We start from the raw sequence: 23,577 nt of genomic DNA, 5'->3' as shown, positions 1-23,577 counted from the left end.
CGTCGCAGGGCGACGTGGCTCGCGGCCGTCGGGCTCTTAACAGTCGCCCAGGCGTCGCGCGCGCGTGATGCTCGACATCGGCGGCTGGTTGCCGCCTGACGCCGACTCTTCCAGGACATAGGCTTCCTCGCCGGACACTTCGAGGGTTTTCATGTAGCGCCGGTCCATGGCCAAAGCTTCGACTTTGCAGGTCGAGGCCTGGGTGTAGCGGTTGCCGCTGCGGCGGGTGTCTTCGTAGGTGCAGCCTATCTTGGTCATGGACTTCTGCCAGAAAGACATGGTCGAAACCGGATCGGTGCAGTTCCGGGATGTGATGTCTTTGTTCGCGCCGTCGATCACGAAACTGCGGCGAAATTCCCACAGCCCATGGCGCAACTTTGGCGCGTCTCCGGCAGCGGCGGCGCCGGCAACCCTGCCCGGCAGAACAGTGGCCTTGGCACCCTGATTCGAGTCGGGTGGCTTGTCGCTGTAGGTGACAGTGCCGTCAGGGCCGATCACCTTGTGAACCTGGGCCAGTGCGGCAGCCGGCCAGGCAAGGGCGATGCAAGACGCCACCAGTGCATTGGTGGGAAGCAATCTAGACAAAGTCATGTTTCACGCCGGTCCAAGCCGGAAGCTTTGTGGGAGACACGCTCTCCGAGGATGACCGCAGAAGCGGTTGCTGGACGATATTGTTATCCAGCCGACGTCACTGGCCCCGGCTGATGTCTCCGGTGCCAAATCGGAACGCCGTTCGAGCGCGGTAGGGCTGGCCCACCGCCACGCGCATAAGGGGAAACGCCGGGCAGTTCACCGCGTTGGGGTACTGCTGCGGTTCCAGGCACAGGCCCGCGCGCGGGCGGTGCACCACACCGCGTTTGCCGATGTCCGGCGCGGCGCCGGTGCCCAGCGCGCCCGCGGTGTAGACCTGCATCACGGGTTCGGTGGTCCACACATCGAGTGTTCGGCCCGAGACCGGGCTGTGGGCCTGGGCCACCCGTCGCAGACTGCCGGGGGTTGAGCCGGCGAGTTCATAGGCGTGGTCGATGTCCGGCAGCCCGCCCAGACGCCGGGGCTGGCGCAGGTCCAGCGCATGGCCGTCCAGCGGTGTGCGTTCGCCGTTGGCGACGTTGTCGGCGTCGGCGGCCAGAAGGCGATCGGCGAAAACCTGCAGCCGGTGCTCGTCAACGAGCGTGTCGCCCGGGCCGTCCAGGTTGAAGAAAATGTGTGGCGTGAAGCTCGCAGGGGACGCCGGGCTGGCGTTGCAGACCGCCACCGCCTCGTGTTCCACCACCAGGGTGTGCCCGTCGGTCAGGCGGTAGCTCAGCGTGAGGTCGAGGATGCCGGGGTGGCGGTCCACCGAGGGCTCGAAGCGCAGGCGCAGCGTGAGCGCGTCGGGCGTGTCCTGGTGGGCCGAGAACACGCGGTGGCGCGAGCCGTTGGGGCCCCCGTGGATGCTGTGCGAGCCGGCGTTCGGCTCCAGCGCATAGGCCGTGCCGTCCAGCGTGTAGCGCGCCTGCGCGATGCGGCCGGCGACGCGACCGATGAAGGCGCCCATGGAAGGCGCACCGGCCTGCAGCGCGGCCAGGCTGTCGTAGCCGAGGGCCACATCACCCAACACGCCGTCGCGATCCGGTACGAGGATCTGCAGCACCTTCGCGCCGAGGTTGCACACGGCCACTTCCATGCCATTCGCATGGCGCAGGCGGAAGAGGGCGACGGGTTCGCCGCCGACCTCGCCAAAGAAACGTTGCGGATTCAGGGGTATGTGCGCTGCCATCGAGGCAGTGTAGTCAGACCCGCGCGCCGACCTCGGCGCGTTCCCGCGTCCAGGCCCGCGCCTGCTCGCTCAGCGACAGGCCCAAGCCCGGCCGCGTGGGCACGAGCATGCGGCCGTTGGCGATCTCGATGCGCTCGTTGAACAGCGGCTCCAGCCATTCGAAGTGCTCCACCCAGGGCTCGGTCGGGTAGGCCGCGGCCAGGTGCACGTGCAGCTCCATCGCGAAGTGCGGCGCCAGCATCAGACCGGCGTGGTGGGCCAGCCCGGCGACCTTGAGGAAGGGCGTGATGCCGCCGACGCGCGGGCCGTCGGGCATCAGGTAGTCGGCCGCGCGGTGGCGGATCAGGTCCCAGTGCTCGCCCGCGCTGGTCAGCATCTCGCCGGTGGCGATGGGTGTGTCGAACTGCTGCGCCAGCGCGGCGTGGCCTTCATGGTCGTACGCGTCCAGTGGCTCCTCGATCCACACCAGGTTGAACCCCTCAAGCGCCCGGCACATGCGCTGCGCCGTCGGCCGGTCCCACTGCTGGTTGGCGTCCACCATCAGCGGCACGCCGTCGCCCAGGTGCTCGCGCACGGCCTGCACACGCTGCATGTCGATGCGGCCGTCGGGCTGGCCCACCTTGAGTTTGATGCCGCCGATGCCGCGCGCCACCGACGCTGCGGCGTTCATCTTGAGCTGGTCGATGGGCGTGTGCAGGAAGCCGCCCGAAGTGTTGTAGCAGCGCACCGACTCGCGGTGCGCGCCCAGCAGCTTGGCCAGCGACAGGTTCGCACGCCGCGCCTTCACGTCCCACAGCGCCACGTCAAACGCGCCGATGGCCTGGGTGGACAGGCCGCTGCGACCCACCGACGCGCCGGCCCAGCACAGCTTGTCCCACAGGCGCGCGATGTCGTTCGGGTCCTCGCCGATCAGGTTGGGTGCGATCTCCTGCGCATGCGCGAACTGCCCCGGCCCGCCGGCCCGCTTGCTGTAGCTCAGGCCCAGGCCTTCATGGCCTTGTTCGGTCTGCAGTTCGACGAACAGCATCGCGATTTCGGTCATGGGCTTCTGGCGCCCGGTCAGCACCTTTGCGTCGCTGATCGGGTTGGCCAGGGGCAGATAACACGAGGAGATGCGCATCCAGGCGATGCGGTCAGCGGGCGTGCTCATGCGGCTTGGGCTCCGGGGTCACTGCGGCTTGATGCCGGCGGTCTTGATCACCTTGACCCAGCGCTGCAGTTCGCTGGCGACAAAGTCCGTGTAGGGCTTGGAGCCCTGCACCGGCACCACGAAACCGTTGCTCTCCAGCTTCTGCTTGATGGCGGGCGAGGTCATGACTTCCTTGAACGCGGCTTCGAGCTTGGCGACGATGGGGGCGGGCGTGCCCCGGGCCACCGACATGCCGGACCAGGACAGGGCCTCGAAGCCGGGGTAGCCCGATTCGGCCACGGTCGGCACGTCCGGGTAGAGGCTGTTGCGCTGCAGGCTGGAGACCGCCAGCGGGCGCAACTTGCCGGCCTTGATGTGGGGCAGGGCCACGTCCTGGTTGATGAACATCATCGGGATCTCGTTGCCCAGGATCGCGGTCATCATCGGGCCGCCGCCGCGGTAGGGGATGCCGGTCATGAAGAGGCCGGCGGTCTGCTTGAACAGCTCCATGGCCATGTGGCCCGAGGCCGCGTGGGTGTAGCCGTAGTCGAGCTTGCCGGGGTTGGCCTTGGCCGCCTTCACCAGCTCGGCCAGGGTCTTGTACGGCTGGTTGGCGTTGACCACCAGCACGTTCGGCCCGCTGTGCACGTGGCTGATGTGGATGAAGTCCTTGATCGAGTCGTACTTGAGGTTGGGGTCCAGGCCGTGCGCCACGGCGTTCTGGCCGACGCCGGTCTGGATGATGGTGTAGCCATCGGCCGGAGCCCTGACACCGCGCTCGGTGCCGATGGTGCCGCCCGCGCCGCCCACGTTTTCGATCACCACCGGCTGGCCCAGCACCTTGGCCAGCGGGTCGGCCACCATGCGGCCCATCACGTCGGACGTGCCGCCCGGCGGGAAGGCCACGATGATCTTGATCGGTTTGTTCGGGTAGTCGCTCTGGGCGAACGCGCCCAGGGGCAGGGTCGCCAGGGTGGATGCGGCAATCAGGTGTCGGCGCTGGATCATGGTGGTGTCTCCGTGGTGGATGGAAAAAGGACCGGTCGTACTGCCGGCTATGAGGTGAAGAAAGTCAGGTGATAGGTGCGGGGTTGAAGAGGACGAGGTCGTTGTGCAGGCCCCATTTCTCGGCCCAGGTCTTCTCGCCGCTGGCGACGGCCAGCATGCGGTGGAACAGCTCCCAGCCCAGCTCGTCGATGCTCGCTTCGCCGCTGGCGATGCGGCCGGCGTTGACGTCCATCAGGTCGTGCCAGCGGCGGGCCAGGTCGTTGCGCGTGGCGACCTTGATGACCGGGCATTCGGCCAGGCCGTAGGGCGTTCCGCGGCCGGTGGTGAACACGTGCAGGTTCATGCCGGCGGCCAGCTGCAGCGTGCCGCAGATGAAGTCGCTGGCCGGCGTGGCGGCGAAGATCAGGCCCTTCTGCTTCACCTTCTCGCCGGGCGCAATCACGCCGTGGATCGGTCCGTTGCCGCTCTTGACGATGGAGCCCATGGCCTTCTCGACGATGTTCGACAGCCCGCCCTTCTTGTTGCCGGGCGTGGTGTTGGCGCTGCGGTCGGCCTGGCCGCGCGCGAGGTAGGCGTCGTACCAGCCGAGTTCGCGCACTATTGATTCGGCCACCTCGGGCGTCGCTGCGCGACGGGTGAGCTGGTCCACCGCGTCGCGCACCTCGGTGTTCTCGCTGAACATCACCGTGGCACCGGCGCGCACCAGCAGGTCGGTCGCAAAGCCCACGGCCGGGTTGGCGGTGACGCCGGAGAAGGCGTCGCTGCCGCCGCACTGCACACCCACCACCAGCTCGCTCACCGGGCAGGTGGTGCGCTGGCGCGCGTTCAGGCGTTCCAGGTGACCTTGGGCCTGCGTGAGGATCGAATCGATCATCGACATGAAGCCGACGTGTTTCTCGTCTTGTAGACACACAACGTCCGGGCCTTGTCGCTCGTCCGAAATCGGGATGGACCCCGGCGGCAACAAGCGCTCGGGCTGCAGCTTCTCGCAGCCCAGGCTGAGCACCATCACCTCGCCGCCGAAGTTGGGGTTGCTCGCGAGGTTGCGCACCGTGCGGATCGGGATGATGGCGTCGGGCGCGTCGATGGCCACGCCGCAGCCGTAGCTGTGCGTGAGACCCACCACGCCGTCCACGTTCGGGTACTTCGGCAGCAGGTCCTTTTTGATGCGTTCGACGGCGAATTCGAGCACCCCGGCCACGCACTGCACGGTGGTCGTCACCGCCAGCAGATTGCGTGTGCCCACGCTGCCGTCGGCGTTGCGGTAGCCCTGGAAGGTGTGGCCTTCCAGTGGCGGCAGATCGGCCGGCGGTTGCGGTGCGGGCAGGCCCTGCAGCGAACGCGCCGCGGGCATCACCAGCCGCTGTTCGTTCACCCAGCCCCCGGCGGGAATGTCCACTGCGGTGTGGCCGATGACCACGTTGTAGCGCCGCACGGCGGTGCCGGCGGGCAGGTCGGTCAGCGCCACCTTGTGGCCTTGCGGCACGGTCTGCACCAGCGTCGGTCCTCCGGGCAGGGCGGTGCCGGCGGGCAGGCCGCCGTCGTTGACCACCACCGCCACGTTGTCGGTCGGGTGGATGCGGATGGTGCGGGGGGTCACGGGGGCGTTCATCGGAAGTCTCTTCAGGAATCAGGCTGCGCGGGCGGGCAGGGGTTCGCCGGACAGGCCGGCGTGCAGGTTGGCCAGCACCAGGTCGGCCATGGCCTGACGGGTGTCGTGGGTGCCGCTGGCCATGTGCGGCGCCAGCACCACGTTCTCCATCGCCAGCAGTTCGGCGGGTACGCGGGGCTCTTCGTCGAACACGTCCAGCGCTGCGCCGCCGAGCTCGCCGCTCTGCAGGCAGGCGATCAGCGCGGCCTGGTCCACCACGCTGCCGCGCGCCACGTTGACCAGCAAGCCCTTGGGCCCGAGCGCGCACAGCACCTCGGCATTCACCAGATGCCGCGTGCCCGCGCCACCGGCCACGGTGAGCACCAGGAAGTCGGCCCACTGCGCCAGTGCCGGCAGCGAGGGTTCGAAGCGCCAGGGCGTACCGTCGGCCGCGCTCCGGTTGATGTAGGCAATGTCCATGTCAAAGCCGCTGGCGCGCCGCGCCACCGCCCGTCCGATGCGGCCCAGGCCCACGATGCCCAGGCGTTTGCCGCTCACGCGCGTGGTCAGCGGGTATCGGCCCTGAAGCCAGTCGCCGCGCCGCACGAAGCGGTCGGCCGCGGCGATGCGGCGCGCACCGTCGATCAGCAGGCCCATGGCCAGGTCGGCCACGCAATCGTTCAGCACATCGGGCGTGTAGCCCACTGGCAGGCCCTTCGCGCGGGCGGCGTCCAGCGGCAGTCGGTCCAGCCCCACGCCGAAGGACGACACCACCTTCAGCGCCGGCAACTGCGCCAGCCAGGCCGCCGGCACACCGACCGGTGCCGAGGTCACCACCGCCGTCACGCGGGCCGCGTCATCCGCGTTGGCCAGCGGTGCGGAAGCGGTCGTCGCCTGCGCGGTCAGCACCTCGTGCTGCGCGCGCAGGGCGGCCTCCAGCGCCGGCATCAGCGGGCCGATCTGCAGGACGGTGGAACGGGTGGCGGTCATGCGGTGGTCTGTGGAACAGAAAGGATCAGACGGCGCCGTGCGCCTCGACGTACAGCGCGTACAGCGAATGGCTGCTGGCCATGTAGAGTCGGTTGCCCTTGGGGCCGCCGAAGCAGAGGTTGGCGCAGCGCTCGGGCAGGCGGATGTGGGCCAGCGGCTTGCCGGCGGGGCTGAACACCCTCACGCCGTCCAGGTCTTCGGGCTTGCCCCTGAGCTCGTAGACTTGGCGGAGGTTCACATAGCTGGGCTCGGCGTTCAGCGCGCCGTTGCTGCCCCAGCCGCACCAGAGGTTGCCATCGCGGTCCACCTTGAAGCCGTCGAGCGCGCCGAAGTCGGCCGCGTCGATCAGCTTGGTCTTGTTGGCGACCGTGCCGTCGGCATTGACGTCGTAGGCCCAGATGCTGCGGTTGGGCGTGCCCTTCCACTCCACCACGTAGAGCTTCTTCTCGTCCGGGCTGAACGCCAGGCCGTTGGGGTTGACCAGGTCGGTGATGACGGCGGTCAGCTTGCCGTCGGTGGCGATGCGGTACACGTTGGTGGTGGCCTGCTCAGGCTTGGCCTTGAAGCCTTCCCACTCGCCGTTGATGCCGAACAGCGGGTCGGTGAACCAGATGCTGTCGTCGCTCTTGACCACCACGTCGTTGGGCGCGTTCAGGCGCTTGCCTTCGAAGCTGTCGGCCAGCACGGTGAGCTTGCCATCCTTCTCGGTACGGGTGACGCGGCGTGTGACCGAGTGCTCGCAGGTGATCAGCCGGCCCTGGCGGTCGCGGGTGTTGCCGTTGGCCCAGTTGGCCTTGTCGCGGAAGACGCTGAATGCGCCGGTCTTCTCGTCGAACTTCATGATCCGGTTGTTCGGGATGTCGCTGACCAGCAGGTACCCCGGCGCGCCATCAGCGCCCGGGAAGTAGGCCGGGCCTTCGGCCCAGCGCATGCCGGTCGCCACCTGTTCGACGGTGCTGCTGTAGATGCGGTACTTGGCGAACGATGGGTCCAGGATCTGCACCGACGGGTCGGGGTAGCGCTGTTGCGGCGTGAAGGCAAAGGCCTGTGCAAGGGCGGGCGCTCCGGTGGCCGCCAGGCCGGCGGCACTGGCGGCTTTCAGGAACTGGCGGCGGGTGTCGGTCTTGGTGTTGTGCATGTGTGTCTCCTCTTGTTCTTCGGGTGGGCCTTGCGTGCTCTCAGCGCACAAGGCAAGGGCGCTTGTTGTCGAACTTCCAGCCCGGGATCAGGTACTGCATCGCGATGGCGTCGTCGCGCGCGCCCAGGCCGTGCTGCAGGTAGAGCTGGTGTGCCTTCTCGACCTCGGCCATGTCGATCTCGATTCCGAGACCTGGCTTCTTGGGCACCTGCACATAGCCGCCTTCGATCTTCATCGGCTCCTTGGTCAGGCGCTGGCCGTCCTGCCAGATCCAGTGCGTGTCGATGGCGGTGACCTTGCCCGGCGCGGCCGCGCCCACGTGGGTGAACATGGCCAGCGAAATGTCGAAGTGGTTGTTGGAATGGCTGCCCCAGGTCAGGCCCCAGTCGCGGCAGGTCTGCGCCACGCGGACCGAGCCGGCCATGGTCCAGAAGTGCGGGTCGGCCAGCGGGATGTCCACGCTCTGCAGCGCCAGCGAATGCGCCATCTGGCGCCAGTCGGTGGCGACCATGTTGGTGGCCGTGGGCAGGCCGGTGGCGCGGCGGAACTCGGCCATCACCTCGCGGCCGCTGAAGCCCTCTTCGGCACCGCAGGGGTCTTCGGCGTAAGCCACCACGCCGCGCATCTTGTGGCCCAGGCGGATCGCGTCCTTCAGCAGCCAGCCGCCGTTGGGGTCCAGCGTCACGCGTGCCTCCGGGAAGCGCTCGTGCAAGGCGGTCACGGCCTCCACCTCTTCATCGCCGCTCAGCACGCCGCCCTTGAGCTTGAAGTCCTGAAAGCCGTAGCGCTTCTGGGCCGCTTCGGCCAGGCGCACGATGGCCTCGGGCGTCATCGCCGCTTCGTGGCGCAGGCGGCACCAGTCGTCGGCGTTGTCCGGCTCGCTGGCGTAGGGCAGATCGGTCTTGTTGCGGTCGCCGACGTAGAACAGATAGCCCAGCATCTGCACGGCATCGCGCTGCTGGCCTTCGCCCAGCAGGGCTGCGACCGGCACGCCCAGGTGCTGTCCCATCAGGTCCAGCAGGGCCGATTCCACAGCGGTGACCGCGTGGATGGTGGTGCGCAGGTCGAAGGTCTGCAGGCCGCGGCCGCCGCTGTCGCGGTCGGCGAACTTCACGCGCATGGCGTTCAGGATGGCCTGCAGGTTGCCGACGGTCTGGCCTTCGACCAGCGGCCGCGCGTCTTCCAGCGTCTGGCGGATCTTCTCGCCGCCCGGCACCTCGCCCAGGCCGGTGTGGCCCGCGTTGTCGGTGACGATGACGATGTTGCGCGTGAAGAAGGGCGCGTGCGCGCCCGAGAGGTTGAGCAGCATGCCGTCCCGGCCGGCGACCGGGACCACACGCATCGACTGGACGATTGGTGCGGTCATGGGACTCTCAATCAGCTTTGATGCCACGCGAGGTGATGAGCTTCTGCCAGCGCGAGAACTCGCTGGCCTGGAAGGCTGCGAACTGCTCGGGCGTGTTCAGCACGATCTCGAAGCCCAGCTCCAGCAGCTTGGGCTTGATGGCCGGGTCGTTGATCGAGGCCAGCACGGCCTCGTGCACGCGCTTCTTCACATCAGCGGGCAGGCCCTTGGGCGCGGCCACGGCCTGCCAGGACTGCACGTTGGCGTCCTTCACACCGCCTTCTTCCAGCGTGGGCACATCGGGCAGCAGCGGCGAGCGCTTGGCGCTGGTGATGGCCAGGGCGCGCAGCTTGCCGGCCTTGATCTGCGGCAGGGCGGTGTTGATGTTCATGAACGACGACTCCACCTGGTTGCCCAGCAGGTCGCTCATCACCGGGCCGCCGCCCTTGTAGGGGATGTGCACGCCGCTGGTGCCGGTCTGCTGCCAGAACAGCTCGGCCGTCAGGTGGTCGCTGGAGCCGTTGCCGGACGAGGCGAAGGTCATCTTGCCGGGGTTGGCCTTCTGGTAGGCGATCACGTCGGCCAGCGACTTGTGGGCCGAGGCGGCGGGCACCACCAGCACATTGGGCGCCTGCACGACCACGGTGATCGGGTCCAGGTCCTTGAGCGCGTCGTACTGCACCTTGATCAGGTGCGGCGCGATCACGAAGGGGCCGAGCGAGGCCACCAGCATCGTGTGGCCGTCGGCCGGTGCGCGGGCTACGAAGGTGGCGCCGATGGTGCCGGTGGCGCCGGCCTTGTTCTCGACGATCACGGTGGCGTTGCCGCCGAGCTTCTCGCCCATCTTGCCGGAGAGCTGGCGGGCGATCATGTCGGTGGAGCCGCCGGGCGGGAACGGCACGATCAGGGTGATGGGCTTGTCGGGCCAGGCGAAGGCGGGCAGGCTGGTGGCGGCGGCCACCAGCAGGGTGAGCAGGGACTTTTTCATGGCGGGTAACTTCGACGATTACTGTTCGAGGGTGATCTTTTCTTCGCGCACGACCTGCGCCATTTCGGGCAGTTCGGACTTGATCCAGGCGGCGAACTCGGCGCTGGTCATCGCGGACGGCTCCAGGCCCAGGGACTGCAGCTTTTCCTTCACATCGGGCAGGGCGGTGATGCGCTGCACCTCGGCGTGCACCAGATCCACCACGGCCTTGGGCGTGCCGGCCGGGGCCAGCAGACCCTGCCAGCTGCCGGTCAGGAAGTTGGGCGTGGTCTCGGCCACGGCGGGGGTGTCGGGCAGTTCGCTCCAGCGCTTGGCCGACGAGACCGCCAGCAGCTTGAGCTTGCCGGCCTTGACGTGCGGGTAGGTGGCGACCATGCCGTTGAAAGTGACGTCCATGTGGCCGCCGACGAGGTCGGTCATGGCCTGGGCGCCGCCCTTGTAGGGCACGTAGTTCCACTGGATGCCGTTGCGGCGCGCGAACTGCACACCGGCCAGGTGGGTGGCGCTGCCGATGCCTGCGGCGGCCGCGAAGTTCAGCTTGCCGGGGTTGGCCTTGGCGTACTTCACCAGCTCGGCGATGTTGTTGGCCGGCACCTTGGTGCTGACCACCAGCAGGTGGGGGGAATAGCCGACCATGGCGACTGGCACGAAGTCCTTCTGCACGTCGAACGGCAGCTTGTACAGCGCCGGGCTGATGGTGAGGTTGCCTACGTCCATCAACACGAAGGTGTAGCCGTCGGCCGGCGACTTGGCGACCAGGTCGGCGCCGATGTTGCCGGCGTTGCCGGCCTTGTTCTCCACCACCACGGGCTGGCCCAGCTTCTCGCTCATCTTCTGGCCGACCAGGCGGGCCAGCACGTCGGAGGTGCCGCTGGCCGGGAAGGGCACGACGATGCGGATGGGCTTGTTCGGGTAGGCCTGGGCCAGGGCGGCGGTGCTGCCCAGGGACACGGTGGCGGCCACAGCGGCCAGCAGGAAATGGCGCTTGTTCATGTTTGTCTCTCTACGTCGCGGTTGGTGTGGGGGGGTGAGGGGCGTCGAGGCCAGGGCAGGGGAGCCCGTCCAGGGCGCCGCGAACCGGCTTTGCCGGGCCGCCAGCGCCGCCCCCTGGGGGGTGACGCCGCAGGCGGCGCGGGGGGTACCTTTATTGCGGACCCAGCGCGTCGATCAGCGCCTTGAGTTCGTCCATCTCGCCGGGCTTGAGGTCCGACAGCGGGGCGCGCACCGGGCCGGCGTCGTGGCCGACCAGCCGGGCGCCCGCCTTGATGATGCTCACGCCATAGCCTTCGACGCGGTTGCGGATCTTCAGATAGGGCATGAAGAACTGCCTGAGCAGCTTGTGCTGCGTGGCCATGTCGTCGGTGCGCACGGCTTCGTAGAACTGCATGGCCGTCTTCGGGATGAAGTTGAAGACGGCGGACGAGTACACGGGGGTGCCCAGCGCCTTGTAGGCGGCGGCGTACACCTCGGCGGTGGGCAGGCCGCCCAGGTAGGCGAAGCGGTCGCCCATGCGCATGTAGATGGACGACATCAGCTCGATGTTGCCCATGCCGTCCTTGAAGCCGATCAGGTTCGGGCAGCGCTCGGCCAGGATGGCCAGCGACTCGGGCGTGAACTTGGTGCGGTCGCGGTTGTAGACGATGACGCCGAACTGCACGCTCTTGCAGACCTGCTCCACGTGGGCGATCAGGCCTTCCTGGCCGGCTTCGGTCAGGTAGTGGGGCAGCAGCAGGATGCCGTGGGCCCCCAGGCGCTCGGCTTCCTGGGCGTGGGCGATGGCGGTGCGGGTGGGGCCGCCGGCGCCCGCGATGATGGGCACCTTGCCGCGGCAGGTGTCCACCGCGGTTTTGATGATCTGGCCGTACTCCTCACCGTACAGCGAGAAGTACTCGCCCGTGCCCCCGGCCGCGAACAGCGCGCTGGCGCCGTAGGGGGCCAGCCACTCCAGGCGGGCGGCGTAGGACGCGGCATTGAAGTTGCCCTGGGCGTCGAAGTCCGTCACCGGGAAGGACAGCAGGCCGGAGGACATGACTTGTTTGAGGTCTTGGGGTGTGTATTGCATGGAGGTTCTGCCTGGGTGGTGGAGAAGGTGGTATCGGCGGTTTGGTTATAGGATGTCAGACAACTGGTGAGATTGTCGGAAATTGAAGAGGAGGGCGTCAAGGGTTTCCATGCACATATGTGGAAACCCCTTATCCCTCGTCAGAACCGTGGCTGGTGGCCGGTGAAGCCGGGGTCGTACTTGCGCATTTGCCCCAGGTCGTCCCGGTTGCGAATGCCCGTGCTCAGGTAGTTGTCATACAAGCGAGCCAAGGCCTCGCGGTCGATCTGCACGCCCAGGCCGGCGGATGAGGTCACGCGCAGGCCGCCGTCCTCGAACTTCAGGCGCCCACCCTGCACCACCTCGTCGTCCTGCCAGGGGTAGTGCGTGTCGCAGGCGTAGGACAGGTGCGGCACCGACGCGGCCAGGTGGGTCATGGCCATCAGGCTGATGCCCAGATGCGAGTTCGAGTGCATCGACAGGCCCAGGCCGAAGGTCTCGCACATCAGCGCCAGGCGCTGCGTGGCACGCAGGCCGCCCCAGTAGTGGTGGTCGCTCAGCACGATCTTCACCGGGCAGCCCATCTCGGCGTTGCGGCGGAACTCCTTCAGGTCGGTGACCACCATGTTGGTGGCCAGCGGCACGTCGCAGGCCGCGGCCAAGGCGGCCATGCCGTCCAGACCCGGAGCGGGGTCTTCGTAGTACTCCAGCACGCCGCGCAATTGCTCCACCACCTTCAGGCTGGTGGCCACGCTCCAGTTGGCGTTGGGGTCGATGCGCAGCGGCGCGCCGGGGAAGGCCTGGGCCAGCGCCAGCATCGCGGCCACTTCCTGGTCGGGCGGCAGGGCGCCGGCCTTGAGCTTGATGCTCTTGAAGCCGTACTGATCGATCATGCGGCGCGCCTGCGCCACCATCTGCTCGGGCGCGATGCCTTCGCCGAACGGGTCGGGTGGGTAGGGCTTGTCGATGTGCTCGGCGTACTTGAAGAACAGGTAGGCGCTGAACGGCACGGCCGGGCGCGCCGCGCCGCCCAGCAGGTCCACCACCGGTGCGTTCGCCAGCTGGCCCTGCAGGTCCATCATCGCCACCTCGAAGGCGCTGATCACCTTGGCCACGGTCTTGGACACGTGTGTGCCCGGCGCCAGCGAGACCTGCTGGCCCAGGAACTCCGAGGCGGACATCTGCTTCGGCGCCACCAGCGCGGCCACGCGGGTGTCCATCTCGTTCAATGCCCATGGCGAGAGGCCGGTCAGCGCGGGCGCCGCTTTCGCCAGTGCTTCCAGCATCGGCAGGTCGCCGTAGCTTTCGTTGATGCCGACCAGGCCCGAGTCGGTCTCGATCTCGATGATCGAGCGCAGGGCCCAGGGCTCGTGGATGCCGGCTGCGTTGAGCAGCGGCGGGTCGCGGAACGCAATCGGCGTCACGCGCACGTGGCGGATGGCGTGCGAGGTCATGCGGCGTTCCTCACAGCAGCAGGCCGGGCAGCCACAGCGACAGTGCGGGGATGTAGGTGACGGCGATCAGCACCAGCACCAGCGCGCCGAAGAAGGGCAGCAGGGCCTTGACCACCTGTTCCATCGGCAGCTTGGCCACGGCCGCGCCGACGAACAGCACGCCGCCCACCGGCGGGGTGATCAGGCCGATGCCCAGGTTCACCATCATGATCATCCCGAAGTGCACCGGGTCCACTCCGATGCTCTTGATGACGGGCAGCAGGATGGGCGTGAGGATCAGGATCAGCGGCGCCATGTCCATCAGCGTGCCCAGCGCCAGCAGCAGCAGGTTGATCATCGCCAGGATCACGTAGCGGTTGTCCGACAGCGTGGTCAGCGCGGTGGTGATCTGCAGCGGGATCTGCATCAGGGTCATGATGTAGCCAAAGCTGGCGGCAAACGCGATCAGGATCATCACGATCGACAGCGTCTTCACCGTGCGGTGCACCAGCTTCGGTGTCTCGGCCCACTTGTAGTCGCGGTAGATGAACATCGTGACGAAGAAGGCCCACAGCACCGCGATGGAGGCCGACTCGGTGGGTGTGAACACACCGGACAGGATGCCGCCGAGGATGATCACCATGGTCATCAGGCCCCACAGCGCGTCGGCGCAGATCTTCAGCGCCTGCTTCATCGGAATGACTTCGCCCTTGGGGTAGTTGCGCTTGCGGGCCATGAACAGGCACAGGATGGCCAGCGTCAGCCCCAGCAGCAGGCCTGGCAGCACACCGGCGATGAACAGCGCGGCGATGGACACCGTGCCGCCCGCCGCCAGCGAGTAGATGACGGCGTTGTGGCTGGGCGGGATCAGGATGGCCTGCACCGAACCCGAGACCGTGACGGCGGTGGCGAAGTCGCGCGGGTAGCCCTTCTTCTCCATCTCGGGAATCAGGACGGTGCCGACCGAGGCCGTGTCGGCCATCGACGAACCGGAGATGGCGCCGAAGAAGGTGGAGGCCAGGATGTTCACCAGCGACAGGCCACCGCGGATGAAGCCGACCAGCACGTTGGCGAACGCCACCAGGCGCCGCGCCATGCCGCCCTCGGCCATGATGGCGCCGGCCAGCACGAAGAACGGAATGGCGAGCAGCGAGAACTTGTTGACGCCGTTGGCAATCGCGATCATCACCGCGTCCAGCGGGATCTCGATCCACCAGGCGCCGATCAGCGCCGCGATGCCCATGGCGTAGGCCACGGGGGTGCCGATCAGGATCAGCACGAAGAAACTGCCGAGCAGGACCCAGGCTTCCATCACGCGGCTCCTTGAGCGGGTTCGTGGTCGTAGGTGACGACCGCGCGCTGACGCTGGTCACCTAGGAAGATGTGTTCGAGCACGAACAGCGCGGTGACGGCACCACCGATGGGCACCGGCAGGTAGGTGAAGCCGACCGGCATCCAGGGCAGTTCGGGGATCGACTGGCCCCAGGTGCCGATGCACAGCTGGATGCCGTACCAGAGCATGAACAGCGACACCGCCAGCATCAGGAGGTGCACCACGCCGCGCAGCGGGCGCTGCACCGACGACGGCAGGCGCTGCGTGACCATTTCGACGGCGATATGGCCGCCCGCGCGGTAGCTGCAGGCCGCGCCCAGAAAGGTGAACACCACCATCAGCAGGATGGAGATCGGCTCGGGCCACTGTGCGCCTGTGCCCAGCACATAGCGCGAAAAAATGCCCCAGGGAATGAAGAGCGACATGAAGAAGATGCACGCCCCGGCGATCCAGATGCAGGCCAGGTAGACCAGATCCAGAACGCGCGACACGGCATGTCCGCTGGAAGGGTGGTGACTCATGAGAGCCTCGGAGAGAGGAAGAGGGGGAGAGAGGGGGGAGAGAAAGAGAAGCAACGGTGGAGCGAACGTCCAGCACACACCGCGGAACCGGCTTCGCCGGGCCGCAGGTGTGGTCCCCCTGGGGGGAAGCCGCGAAGCGGCGCAGGGGGGTTACTTCACCTCTGAGATGCGCTTCATCAGGTCGGCGTGCTTGGCCCCGTACTTCTGGCGCACCGGCTCGGTGGCGTCGTAGAAGGGCTTGTTGTCGATGTTGATGAACTCGACACCAGCGGCCTTGAGCTTGGCCGTGTACTCCTCCACGCTCTTGTCCCAGAGCTGGCGCTGTTCCATCTGCGCCTCGCGTGCCAGCTTCTTGACCAGGGCCTGGTCGGCCGGGCTGAGCTTGTCCCAGGCCACCTTGGACATCACCAGGATCTCGGGAATGATCAGGTGGTTGGTCTGGCTGTAGTACTTGGCCGGGGTGGTGTAGTGGTTGGCGGTGAAGTAGCTCGGCGGGTTGTTTTCAGCGCCATCGATCACGCCGGTCTGCAGCGAGGTGAACACCTCGCCGTAGGCCATGGCGATGCCGTTGCCGCCCATGGCGTTCATGGTGTCCACGAACAGCGGGTTGCCCATCATGCGGACCTTCTGGCCCTTGAGGTCGGCGGGGGTGCGCACGGGCTTCTTGGTGTAGAGGCTGCGGGCACCGCCGTCCATCCAGCCCAGGCCCACCAGGCGCGCCGGGCTGGCCGTCACCTTGGCCAGCAGCTCGTCGCCAATCGGGCCGTCGATCACAGCGCGCATGTGCTTGATGTCGCGGAACACGAAGGGCATGTTGAACACGTCCACCTCGGGCACCACCGGGCCGATCACGCCCAGCGAGATGCGGGCCATCTGGATGGCGCCCAGCTGCACCTGCTCCACGGCCTCCTTTTCCTGGCCCAGCACGGCGCCGGGGAACATCTGCACCTTGATGCGGCCTTGCGTGGCGGCGTCGAGCTTCTTGCCCATGTTCTCCACGGCGACCACGGTGGGATAGCCGGCGGGGTGGGTGTCGTGCGACTTCAGCACGGTCTGGGCCTGTGCGGTCAGGGGCAGCAGGGCGGCCAGCACCATGCTGGCGATCAGTCGGCGTTGCAGTTTCATCAAAGTCTCCGTTGGTGTGGTTGGGTTGAGGTGAATAAAACCGTGCCGGCGCGTCGGCGGGTTCAGAGGACGCAGCGCGGCTCGTCCAGGCCCCTCACGCCCGGACGCAGTGCAAAGACGCCCCCGGCCAGCGGCTGATCGCTGAGATCTCCTCCGGGCCGGATGGACGTGACGAACAGGGTGTCGAGCCCGGCGCCGCCGAAGGCGCACATGGCGGGCTTCTTCACTGGCACGGGCAGCGAGCGGTCGAGCCGGCCGTCGGGTGTGAAGCGGTGCACCAGGCCGGCGTCGTTGCCGCAGATCCAGTAGCAGCCGTCCGCGTCCACCGCGGCGCCGTCGGGGCGGCCGGGCAGGGGCTTGAAGTCGATGAGCACTCGGCGGTCGTGCGGCGTGCCGGTGTCGGTGTCGTACTCGAAGGCCCAGACGGTCTGCACGTTGGGGTGCGAGTCCGAGAGGTACATCGTGCGGCCGTCGGGGCTGAAGGCCATGCCATTGGGGGTGATGAAGCCGTCCAGCAGTGTGCGCAGAGCGCCGCCGTCCAGCCCGTACAGCCGGCCCGCAGCGCGCGCCAGCGACATGTCCATTACCATGGTGCCGGCGCGCAGTCGCCCCTGACGATCACAGCGGCCGTCGTTGAAGCGCATGCCGGGCTCGGGCTGGTCGATGCGGGTGATCCAGTCGCAGTCCACCGTGCCGTCGGTTTGCGGCGTCAGGCGCGCGACGCCGGTCTCCATGGCCGCAATCCACTGACCATGGGCCAAGGCCTCGCTGCCGGCGGCCAGCGCGATGCAGCCGGTCTGCTCGGGTGTGGGCCAGTGCAGCGCGCGGCCGCTGGAGACGCTCCAGCACCACAGCGCCTTGCCCGGGATGTCCACCCACCACAGGCACTGGCGCGCGCTGTCCCAGACGGGGCTCTCGCCCACGCCGTTGCGTGCGTCCAGCAGCAGTTCGGCTTGATCGCTCATGGCGTGCACTCAGGCCTTCTTGAAAGGGTCCGCCTTGACGAAGCCACCGCCCTGGTAAATGGCGGCCGGGTCGTTCAGGTCCGGCGCAGGGGTGCGCGCGAACACGGCGTCGCGGAACACGTCCGAGCTGTCCTGCGGCACATAGCCGATGTGCTTCGCGCGGCTGTTGTCCCACCAGGTCACGGCGTTGTCCGACATGCCGAACACGATGCTGTGGCCCAGCACCGGGGTGGACAGGCAGGCGCTGATGAGGCGGTGCAGGTCGTCGAAGCTCAGCCAGGTGGCCAGCATGCGGCGGTCTTTGGGCTCGGGGAAGGAGGAGCCGATGCGCACGCAGGCGGTCTCGATGCCGTAGCGGTCGAAATAGAAGCGCGAGAAGTCCTCGCCAAAGGCCTTGCTCACGCCGTAGTAGCTGTCGGGCCGGGCCGGGTGGTCGGCGGTGATGGTCTCGCTCTGCTTGTAGAAGCCGGTCACGTGGTTGGAACTGGCGAACACCACGCGCTTGACGCCGTGTTTGCGGGCGGCTTCGTAGAGGTGGTACAGGCCCAGGATGTTGGCCTGCAGGATGGCTTCGAACGGCGCCTCCACCGAGATGCCGCCCAGGTGCACGATGGCGTCGCAGCCGGCCACGGCCGCATCCACCGCCGCCGCATCGGCCAGGTCGGCCAGAGCGATCTCTTCGCCGGCTTGCGCCTCGCCCAGGTTGGCCTTGTCAGACAACCTGAGCACCTCACAGTTGGCGAGCAGCCGGGAGCGCAGGGCGGTGCCCAGACCGCCGGCGGCGCCGGTCAGCAGGATGCGGTGGTAGGTTTTCCTAGGGTTTACCATGGTATTGGTTGCTTTTTCCGATTCGGTTGCACAGAACTGCAGGCCTTTGCTACAGTTCAACCGTGTTTGGAATGTCAGTTGTGTGTTGTCAGACAAGTGGGCGCCATTGTGAAAATCCCCGCCCCGGCTGTCAAGGAAAAAACCATGGACCCCGTGAAAACCCTAGATGAGGAGACCCCTGCTGGAGCCGCAGCCCCCGGGCGCATGCGCCGGCCGCGCGGCCTGGTGCCCGAAATCGTGGCGGCGCTGGAGGCGGACATCCGCGAGGGGCGGCTGGTCCCGGGCCAGAAGCTGCCCAGCGAGTCGGAGCTGGTGGGGCGCTTCGACGTCAGCCGCACCGTCGTGCGCGAGGCCATCTCGCGCCTGCAGGCCTCCGGTCTGGTCGAGACGCGCCACGGCATCGGCACCTTCGTGAACGAGCCCCGCGCGGTGGAGCCGACCTTCCGCATCGCCCCCGAAGATGTGGCGACCGTGGCCGACGTTGTCGAGTTGCTGGAGCTGCGGATCAGCCTGGAGAGCGAGGCGGCCGCGCTGGCGGCGCAGCGCCGCTCGCCCGAGAGCCTCTCGGCCATGGCGGCCGCGCTGGCCTCGTTCCATGTCGCCATTCACGCCGACTCCGACGCCGTGCCGTCCGACTTTCATTTCCATGTGGAGGTGGCGCGCGCCACCGGCAACCGCCACTTCGCCGAGCTGATGACCTACCTCGGCACCATGATTATTCCCCGCACCCGCCTCAACACGGCGGCCCGGGCGCCCGAGGGGCGACTGGCCTACCTGGAGCGCGTGCACCGTGAACACGAAGACATCCTGGATGCCATCCGGCGCCAGGAACCCGAGGCTGCGCGCGCCGCCATGCGCACCCACCTCTCCAACAGCCGCGAGCGCCTGCGCCGCGCCCAACCTGAAACTTGAGCATGAGTACCCTGCAATCCATCAACGCCCGCACGGGCGAGGCCCACGGCAAAACCTTTGCCGAATCCACCGCCGCCGACATCGACCGCGCCGCCACCGAGGCGCACGCCGCATTCGGCGACTGGGCCCGCAGCAGCGGCGACCAGCGTGCGGCCCTGCTGCGCGGCCTGGCCGATGGCCTCGAAGCCGAACGTGAAAAGCTCGTCGCCTGGGCCGACCTCGAAACCGCGCTCGGCCCGGTGCGCCTGAACGGCGAGCTGGACCGCACCACTTTCCAGCTGCGCCGCTTCGCCGACATCGCGCAGCGCGGCGTGCCGTTTGAAACGCTGGACGACCCGGCTGTGGCCGGTGGTCCGCCCGCGGGGCACCCGGCCATGGTGCGCCAGCGCATGCCGCTGGGCCCAGTGGCCATGTTCGCGGCCAGCAACTTCCCGTTCGCCTTCTCGGTGCTGGGCGGCGACACCGCCGCGGCCCTGGCCGCCGGCTGCCCGGTGGTGGTCAAGGCCCACCCCGGCCACCCGGGACTGTCGCAGCAGGTGTTCGCCATCATCCAGCGCGTGCTCAAGGCGCAGGGCCTGCCCGCCGGCCTGATCGGCCTGGTGCAGGGCGCCAGCATCGAGGTCGGTGTCGGCCTCATCCGCCACCCGCTGATCGCCGCCGGCGCCTTCACCGGCTCCACCCGCGGCGGTGCCGCGCTGCAGGCCGAAGCCAACGCCCGTCCGCGCCCCATCCCGTTCTACGGCGAGCTCGGCTCCATCAACCCGCTGATCGCGCTGCCGTCGGCCCTGGCCGCCAAGGGCGCAGAGCTGGCCACCACCCTGGCCGGCTCCATCACCCTGGGCTGTGGCCAGTTCTGTACCAACCCCGGCCTGCTGGTGCTGGTGGACGGCCCCGAGACCGATACGTTCATCCCGCAACTGATCGAAGCCCTGGCCAAGCAACAGCCGCACCCCATGCTGACCGCCGGCATGCGCAAGGCCTTCGACGCCGGCATCAGGGGCTTCATGGACGCGGGCGCGTTGTCGCTGCTGCAGGGCCAGGGCGTGGCCCCCGCACCCGGCCCGCAGCTGCTGCAGGTGAGCGCCCAGCGCTTCATCGAGCGCCACGAGCTGCGCGAAGAGGTGTTCGGCCCCAGCAGCCTGATCGTGCGCTGCGCCAGCCTGGGCGAGGTGAACGATGTGCTCGCCGCGGTCGGTGGCAGCCTGACGGTGACGGTCTGGGGGGCCGACGAGGACACGGCCGGCAACCGCGCCATCGTGCGCAGCGCCACGCAGATCGCCGGCCGCGTGCTGTTCGCGGGCGTGCCCACCGGCGTGGCCGTGACGGCCGCGCAGCAGCACGGCGGCCCCTGGCCGTCAAGCACCGCGCCCATGACCACCTCGGTCGGCGACGCGGCGCTGGAGCGCTTCCTGCGCCCGGTGTGCCTGCAGGACGCCCCGGCCTGGCTGCTGGCGCGCGGCGGCGTGCCGTGCTGAGCGGCTGCGTCAACAGCACCCACGCACCCGCCACCAGCGTCTTCAGCCGCCCGCGTTACCTCGTCCTGCTGGCCACGCTGTGCTGCCTGCTCTGGGGCAGCGCCTACCCGGCCATCAAGGGCGGCTACGCGCTGTTGGGCATCGCGCGCAGCGACACGGCGGCGCAGCTCGCGTTCGCGGGCTGGCGCTTCCTGCTCGCGGGTGCGCTGCTGCTGGCCATGGCGCGGCTGATGGGCAAATCCGTCTGGGCGCTGGCGCCGGTGCAGTGGGGCCAGCTGGGCCTGCTGGGGCTGGCGCAGACGGCGCTGCAGTATGTGTTCTTCTATGTCGGCCTGGCGAACACCACGGGCGTGAAGGCGTCCATCCTGAACGCCACCGGCACCTTCTTTTCCGTGCTGCTGGCGCACTTCCTTTACGCCAACGACCGGCTGAGCCGGCGCAAGGCGATGGGCTGCGCGGTCGGCTTCGTGGGTGTGATGGTGGTCAACCTGCGCGGCGCGCAAGGGCTGGACGCGGAGTTCACCTTGCTGGGCGAAGGCTTCATCGTCATCGCCGCCTTCGTGCTCTCGGCCGCCAGCATCTATGGCAAGCGCGTCTCGCAAAGCATCGACCCGATGGTGATGACCGGCTGGCAGCTGGGCATCGGCGGGCTGGTGCTGCTGCTCGGTGGCCTGGCCGGTGGCGGCGACATCCGCGGCTGGAGCGCCGGCTCGCTGGCCCTGCTGGGCTACATGGCGGTGCTGTCGGCGGTGGCGTTCGCGCTCTGGGCCGCGCTGCTCAAGCACAACCGCGTGGGCCAGGTGACGGTGTTCAACTTCCTCATCCCGGTGTTCGGCGCGCTGCTCTCGGCCCTGTTCCTGGGCGAGGCGGTGCTGGAGTGGCGCAACCTGGCCGCACTGGTGATGGTGTGCGGGGGGATCTGGCTGGTGACGACGGAAGCTCAGCCGCCCCGGCCCGTTTCTTCCAGCACATAGGCCACCAGCCGCTCCCCCGCCGGTCCCAGCCCGTCGACGGGCCGCAGCACTCCGAGTGGCTCGAAGGGAAGGTCCAGCGGCACCGGCAGCAGCTTCAGCTGACCGCGCTCCACCCACGGCCGCACCACGCTGTAGGGCACCAGCGCCAGCAGGGGCTGGGTGTCCAGCAGGGTCCAGGTCAGGGGCGAGATGCGGGTGACGATCTGGCAGGTGCGCGGGGCCCAGCCCTGCTGCTGCAGCAGCTGTTCGTAGCGATCGCGCGCGGCGCTGCCCATGGCGTTGGGCAGCCAGGAGGCTTGTTCCAGATCGGCCAGCGCCAGCCGCTTGCGCCGCGCCAGCGGGTGCTGCAGGCCGCAGGCCACCACGAAGCGGTCGTCCTGGCAAGGCTCGAAGCGCCAACCCTGCGGCACCACGGCGGGCTGTCGGCAGAACACCAGGTCGGCCGAACCGGTGTCGATGGAGGCCGACACCGCCAGGATGTCCACCTCGTTCACCAGCACCTGCACCTGCGGATGCGCGACCAGGAAACCCGGCAGTACCTGCGCCAGCAGACCGTTGGCACCGGCGGCGGTGGTGGCCACGCGCACCGTGCCCTGCTGGTGGTCGAGCCGGCTGGCCACCAGTTCGGCGCTTTCCTCCAGCCGACCCAGCATCTGGCGCACCAGCGGCAGCAGCTCGCGCGCCAGCGGCGTGGGTGTGACGCCGCGCGCGTGGCGCACGAACAGCGGCGCCTCCATCAGCCGTTCCAGGTCGGCCAGCAGCAGGGTGACGGCCGGCTGCGTCATGCCCATGGCCTGGGCCGCGCGGTTCACGTTGCCCAGCTCGGTCAGCCGGGCCAGGGCCTGCAGGTGGCGCACCCGCACCTTGGCCAGCAGGCGGTTGAGCACGACCGAGGAGCGCAGCGTCATGTGATTCGAATTTCTGATTGAAGGGACTGAAATTTTATTGGTTACTTATGGCCTGGCGCCCTAGCATCCGCCCTCATCACAACCACAACGGAGACACCGCATGCCTTCCACCTTCAACCGCCGCCAGGCCCTGCAGTGGCTGGGTGCCAGCGCCGCTGGCCTGGCGCTGCCCCTGCCCGCTGCTTTCGCACAGGCCTTTCCGAACAAGCCGGTGCGCGTGCTGGTGGGCGCGGCGCCGGGCGGCCCAGCCGATTTCATGGGCCGCACGTTCAGCGACGCGGCCACGCCTGCCCTGGGCCAGCCCTTCGTGGTGGACAACAAGGCCGGCGCGAGCGGCACCATCGCCGCGGGGATGGCGTCCAAGGCCCCGGCCGACGGCCACACCCTGCTGATCGGTGCGCCCGGCGCCATGGTGGTGGCACCCCACCTTTTCGCGAAACTCGACTACGACCCGGAAAAGGACTTCACCCCTGTGGCCATGCTGGGGGCGGGCGCCTTCGTGCTGGTGGCACACCCTTCCGTACCGGCGAACAACCTGGCCGAGTTCATCGCCCATGCCAAGGCCAAACCGGGCGCGCTCAACTACGGTTCGGGCGGCAATGGCTCCTCGGGCCAGCTGTGCGCCGAATCGTTTGCCGCGCGCGCCGGAGTGGACCTGACGCACGTGCCCTATAAGGGCGACGGCCCGGCGGTCAATGACCTGCTGGCCGGTCAGATCCAGCTCATGTTCACCGCGCCGAATGTGGCCATGCCCCACATCAAGTCCGGGCGGCTCAAGGCCATCGCGGTCACCTCGCACGAGCGCATGGGCGCGTTGCCCGAACTGCCATCGGTGCATGAGGCGTTGTCCGACTTCGAGTACCTGGGCTGGATCGTCCTGTTCGCACCTGCCGCCACGCCGGCACCGGTGATCGACGCGCTGGCCGCCTTCTGGACGCAGGCGCGCAGCCAGGCGGCCATCAGGGACAAGCTCGAAGGCCTGGGCATGTACCCGCCCACGCGCTACGCCAGCCGCGATGCGGTCGCCGGCCTGCTGCGCGCCGAAAAGACGCGCACCGCCCAGCTCGTCAGGAAGCTGGGCATCACCCCGACCTGACCCCCCCAAGGCTGAACG

Annotated in this window: 22 protein-coding genes; 4 read left to right on the top strand and 18 right to left on the bottom strand. The window is 68.4% G+C overall.

Annotated elements, in window-relative coordinates; genetic code table 11:
- Positions 1-36 precede the first annotated feature (36 nt).
- The 17 genes from ACFOPI_RS11115 to ACFOPI_RS11035 form a co-directional block, all read right to left on the bottom strand.
- A complete protein-coding gene (locus tag ACFOPI_RS11115) occupies positions 37-591 on the bottom strand; it encodes a DUF3617 domain-containing protein (RefSeq protein ID WP_382173829.1) in 555 nt (184 codons plus the stop codon).
- A 97-nt stretch (positions 592-688) separates the two neighbouring features.
- On the bottom strand, positions 689-1,759 hold the full coding sequence (locus ACFOPI_RS11110; RefSeq protein WP_382173827.1) for an aldose epimerase family protein: 1,071 nt from the start codon (positions 1,757-1,759) through the stop codon (positions 689-691).
- Positions 1,760-1,772: 13 nt separating this feature from the next.
- The gene (locus tag ACFOPI_RS11105; RefSeq protein ID WP_382173825.1) at positions 1,773-2,909 is read right to left on the bottom strand and encodes an L-talarate/galactarate dehydratase; all 1,137 of its coding nucleotides are present in this window, start codon (positions 2,907-2,909) and stop codon (positions 1,773-1,775) included.
- An 18-nt stretch (positions 2,910-2,927) separates the two neighbouring features.
- Positions 2,928-3,896 (bottom strand): Bug family tripartite tricarboxylate transporter substrate binding protein, encoded by a 969-nt coding sequence (locus ACFOPI_RS11100; RefSeq protein WP_382173824.1) that lies wholly within the window; start codon positions 3,894-3,896, stop codon positions 2,928-2,930.
- A gap of 64 nt (positions 3,897-3,960) precedes the next feature.
- Entirely contained in the window at positions 3,961-5,508 is a 1,548-nt protein-coding gene (gene garD / locus ACFOPI_RS11095; RefSeq protein WP_382173822.1) for a galactarate dehydratase, read from the bottom strand.
- Positions 5,509-5,526: 18 nt separating this feature from the next.
- Complete coding sequence (locus ACFOPI_RS11090; protein WP_382173820.1) at positions 5,527-6,477, bottom strand: 2-hydroxyacid dehydrogenase; 951 nt, start codon at positions 6,475-6,477, stop codon at positions 5,527-5,529.
- A gap of 25 nt (positions 6,478-6,502) precedes the next feature.
- Positions 6,503-7,615, bottom strand: a complete 1,113-nt coding sequence (locus tag ACFOPI_RS11085; protein ID WP_382173818.1) for an SMP-30/gluconolactonase/LRE family protein — start codon at positions 7,613-7,615, stop codon at positions 6,503-6,505.
- Positions 7,616-7,655: 40 nt separating this feature from the next.
- Complete coding sequence (gene gudD, locus ACFOPI_RS11080; protein ID WP_382173816.1) at positions 7,656-8,981, bottom strand: glucarate dehydratase; 1,326 nt, start codon at positions 8,979-8,981, stop codon at positions 7,656-7,658.
- Between the two features lie 7 nt (positions 8,982-8,988).
- A complete protein-coding gene (locus tag ACFOPI_RS11075) occupies positions 8,989-9,948 on the bottom strand; it encodes a Bug family tripartite tricarboxylate transporter substrate binding protein (protein ID WP_382173814.1) in 960 nt (319 codons plus the stop codon).
- Between the two features lie 18 nt (positions 9,949-9,966).
- The gene (locus ACFOPI_RS11070) at positions 9,967-10,941 is read right to left on the bottom strand and encodes a Bug family tripartite tricarboxylate transporter substrate binding protein (RefSeq protein ID WP_382173813.1); all 975 of its coding nucleotides are present in this window, start codon (positions 10,939-10,941) and stop codon (positions 9,967-9,969) included.
- A gap of 151 nt (positions 10,942-11,092) precedes the next feature.
- A complete protein-coding gene (gene kdgD / locus ACFOPI_RS11065; RefSeq protein ID WP_382173811.1) occupies positions 11,093-12,010 on the bottom strand; it encodes a 5-dehydro-4-deoxyglucarate dehydratase in 918 nt (305 codons plus the stop codon).
- Between the two features lie 140 nt (positions 12,011-12,150).
- Positions 12,151-13,443, bottom strand: coding sequence for a glucarate dehydratase family protein (locus tag ACFOPI_RS11060; protein ID WP_382173810.1), 1,293 nt, complete (start codon positions 13,441-13,443; stop codon positions 12,151-12,153).
- 10 nt (positions 13,444-13,453) lie between these two features.
- On the bottom strand, positions 13,454-14,734 hold the full coding sequence (locus ACFOPI_RS11055) for a TRAP transporter large permease (protein WP_382173808.1): 1,281 nt from the start codon (positions 14,732-14,734) through the stop codon (positions 13,454-13,456).
- Positions 14,734-15,276 (bottom strand): TRAP transporter small permease, encoded by a 543-nt coding sequence (locus tag ACFOPI_RS11050; protein ID WP_382173806.1) that lies wholly within the window; start codon positions 15,274-15,276, stop codon positions 14,734-14,736. Before ACFOPI_RS11050 ends, ACFOPI_RS11055 begins: the two co-directional genes overlap by 1 nt.
- Before the next feature lie 150 nt (positions 15,277-15,426).
- Positions 15,427-16,401: a TRAP transporter substrate-binding protein gene (locus tag ACFOPI_RS11045; RefSeq protein ID WP_382173804.1), complete on the bottom strand. Its 975-nt coding sequence runs from the start codon at positions 16,399-16,401 to the stop codon at positions 15,427-15,429.
- A 62-nt stretch (positions 16,402-16,463) separates the two neighbouring features.
- Positions 16,464-17,366 carry an SMP-30/gluconolactonase/LRE family protein gene (locus tag ACFOPI_RS11040; RefSeq protein WP_382173802.1) on the bottom strand — a complete coding sequence of 301 codons (903 nt, stop codon included), beginning with the start codon at positions 17,364-17,366 and terminating at the stop codon, positions 16,464-16,466.
- 9 nt (positions 17,367-17,375) lie between these two features.
- Positions 17,376-18,194, bottom strand: coding sequence for an NAD-dependent epimerase/dehydratase family protein (locus ACFOPI_RS11035; RefSeq protein ID WP_382173800.1), 819 nt, complete (start codon positions 18,192-18,194; stop codon positions 17,376-17,378).
- Positions 18,195-18,338: 144 nt separating this feature from the next.
- Between ACFOPI_RS11035 and ACFOPI_RS11030 the strand changes: the two genes are divergently transcribed.
- From ACFOPI_RS11030 to ACFOPI_RS11020, 3 genes are read left to right on the top strand one after another with little or no spacing between them, the layout of a single operon-like run.
- Positions 18,339-19,106, top strand: coding sequence for a FadR/GntR family transcriptional regulator (locus ACFOPI_RS11030; RefSeq protein WP_382173799.1), 768 nt, complete (start codon positions 18,339-18,341; stop codon positions 19,104-19,106).
- A gap of 2 nt (positions 19,107-19,108) precedes the next feature.
- Positions 19,109-20,581: an aldehyde dehydrogenase (NADP(+)) gene (locus ACFOPI_RS11025; RefSeq protein ID WP_382173797.1), complete on the top strand. Its 1,473-nt coding sequence runs from the start codon at positions 19,109-19,111 to the stop codon at positions 20,579-20,581.
- Entirely contained in the window at positions 20,575-21,555 is a 981-nt protein-coding gene (locus tag ACFOPI_RS11020) for a DMT family transporter (RefSeq protein ID WP_382173795.1), read from the top strand. Before ACFOPI_RS11025 ends, ACFOPI_RS11020 begins: the two co-directional genes overlap by 7 nt.
- Here the strand turns inward: ACFOPI_RS11020 and ACFOPI_RS11015 are convergent.
- Entirely contained in the window at positions 21,522-22,463 is a 942-nt protein-coding gene (locus ACFOPI_RS11015; RefSeq protein ID WP_382173793.1) for a LysR family transcriptional regulator, read from the bottom strand. The genes ACFOPI_RS11020 and ACFOPI_RS11015 overlap by 34 nt on opposite strands.
- A gap of 100 nt (positions 22,464-22,563) precedes the next feature.
- Here ACFOPI_RS11015 and ACFOPI_RS11010 point away from each other — a divergent pair, with 100 nt between their 5' ends.
- The gene (locus ACFOPI_RS11010) at positions 22,564-23,559 is read left to right on the top strand and encodes a Bug family tripartite tricarboxylate transporter substrate binding protein (protein WP_382173791.1); all 996 of its coding nucleotides are present in this window, start codon (positions 22,564-22,566) and stop codon (positions 23,557-23,559) included.
- Positions 23,560-23,577 lie beyond the last annotated feature (18 nt).

Origin of the sequence: Hydrogenophaga luteola (genome assembly GCF_042648585.1) — a bacterium.
Classification (GTDB): domain Bacteria; phylum Pseudomonadota; class Gammaproteobacteria; order Burkholderiales; family Burkholderiaceae_C; genus Hydrogenophaga; species Hydrogenophaga luteola.
This window is presented reverse-complemented; position numbering and strand designations above follow the sequence as displayed.

Bases quoted from the DNA above. Each gene is read 5' to 3' on its own strand.
- ACFOPI_RS11105 (WP_382173825.1), bottom strand. From the start codon at position 2,909: ATGAGCACGCCCGCTGACCGCATCGCCTGGATGCGCATCTCCTCGTGT.
- ACFOPI_RS11050 (WP_382173806.1), bottom strand. From the start codon at position 15,276: ATGAGTCACCACCCTTCCAGCGGACATGCCGTGTCGCGCGTTCTGGAT.
- ACFOPI_RS11030 (WP_382173799.1), top strand. From the start codon at position 18,339: ATGGACCCCGTGAAAACCCTAGATGAGGAGACCCCTGCTGGAGCCGCA.
- garD (WP_382173822.1), bottom strand. From the start codon at position 5,508: ATGAACGCCCCCGTGACCCCCCGCACCATCCGCATCCACCCGACCGAC.
- ACFOPI_RS11085 (WP_382173818.1), bottom strand. From the start codon at position 7,615: ATGCACAACACCAAGACCGACACCCGCCGCCAGTTCCTGAAAGCCGCC.
- kdgD (WP_382173811.1), bottom strand. From the start codon at position 12,010: ATGCAATACACACCCCAAGACCTCAAACAAGTCATGTCCTCCGGCCTG.
- ACFOPI_RS11070 (WP_382173813.1), bottom strand. From the start codon at position 10,941: ATGAACAAGCGCCATTTCCTGCTGGCCGCTGTGGCCGCCACCGTGTCC.
- ACFOPI_RS11045 (WP_382173804.1), bottom strand. From the start codon at position 16,401: ATGAAACTGCAACGCCGACTGATCGCCAGCATGGTGCTGGCCGCCCTG.
- ACFOPI_RS11025 (WP_382173797.1), top strand. From the start codon at position 19,109: ATGAGTACCCTGCAATCCATCAACGCCCGCACGGGCGAGGCCCACGGC.
- gudD (WP_382173816.1), bottom strand. From the start codon at position 8,981: ATGACCGCACCAATCGTCCAGTCGATGCGTGTGGTCCCGGTCGCCGGC.
- ACFOPI_RS11010 (WP_382173791.1), top strand. From the start codon at position 22,564: ATGCCTTCCACCTTCAACCGCCGCCAGGCCCTGCAGTGGCTGGGTGCC.
- ACFOPI_RS11055 (WP_382173808.1), bottom strand. From the start codon at position 14,734: ATGGAAGCCTGGGTCCTGCTCGGCAGTTTCTTCGTGCTGATCCTGATC.
- ACFOPI_RS11035 (WP_382173800.1), bottom strand. From the start codon at position 18,194: ATGGTAAACCCTAGGAAAACCTACCACCGCATCCTGCTGACCGGCGCC.
- ACFOPI_RS11060 (WP_382173810.1), bottom strand. From the start codon at position 13,443: ATGACCTCGCACGCCATCCGCCACGTGCGCGTGACGCCGATTGCGTTC.
- ACFOPI_RS11075 (WP_382173814.1), bottom strand. From the start codon at position 9,948: ATGAAAAAGTCCCTGCTCACCCTGCTGGTGGCCGCCGCCACCAGCCTG.
- ACFOPI_RS11100 (WP_382173824.1), bottom strand. From the start codon at position 3,896: ATGATCCAGCGCCGACACCTGATTGCCGCATCCACCCTGGCGACCCTG.
- ACFOPI_RS11040 (WP_382173802.1), bottom strand. From the start codon at position 17,366: ATGAGCGATCAAGCCGAACTGCTGCTGGACGCACGCAACGGCGTGGGC.
- ACFOPI_RS11015 (WP_382173793.1), bottom strand. From the start codon at position 22,463: ATGACGCTGCGCTCCTCGGTCGTGCTCAACCGCCTGCTGGCCAAGGTG.
- ACFOPI_RS11110 (WP_382173827.1), bottom strand. From the start codon at position 1,759: ATGGCAGCGCACATACCCCTGAATCCGCAACGTTTCTTTGGCGAGGTC.
- ACFOPI_RS11115 (WP_382173829.1), bottom strand. From the start codon at position 591: ATGACTTTGTCTAGATTGCTTCCCACCAATGCACTGGTGGCGTCTTGC.
- ACFOPI_RS11090 (WP_382173820.1), bottom strand. From the start codon at position 6,477: ATGACCGCCACCCGTTCCACCGTCCTGCAGATCGGCCCGCTGATGCCG.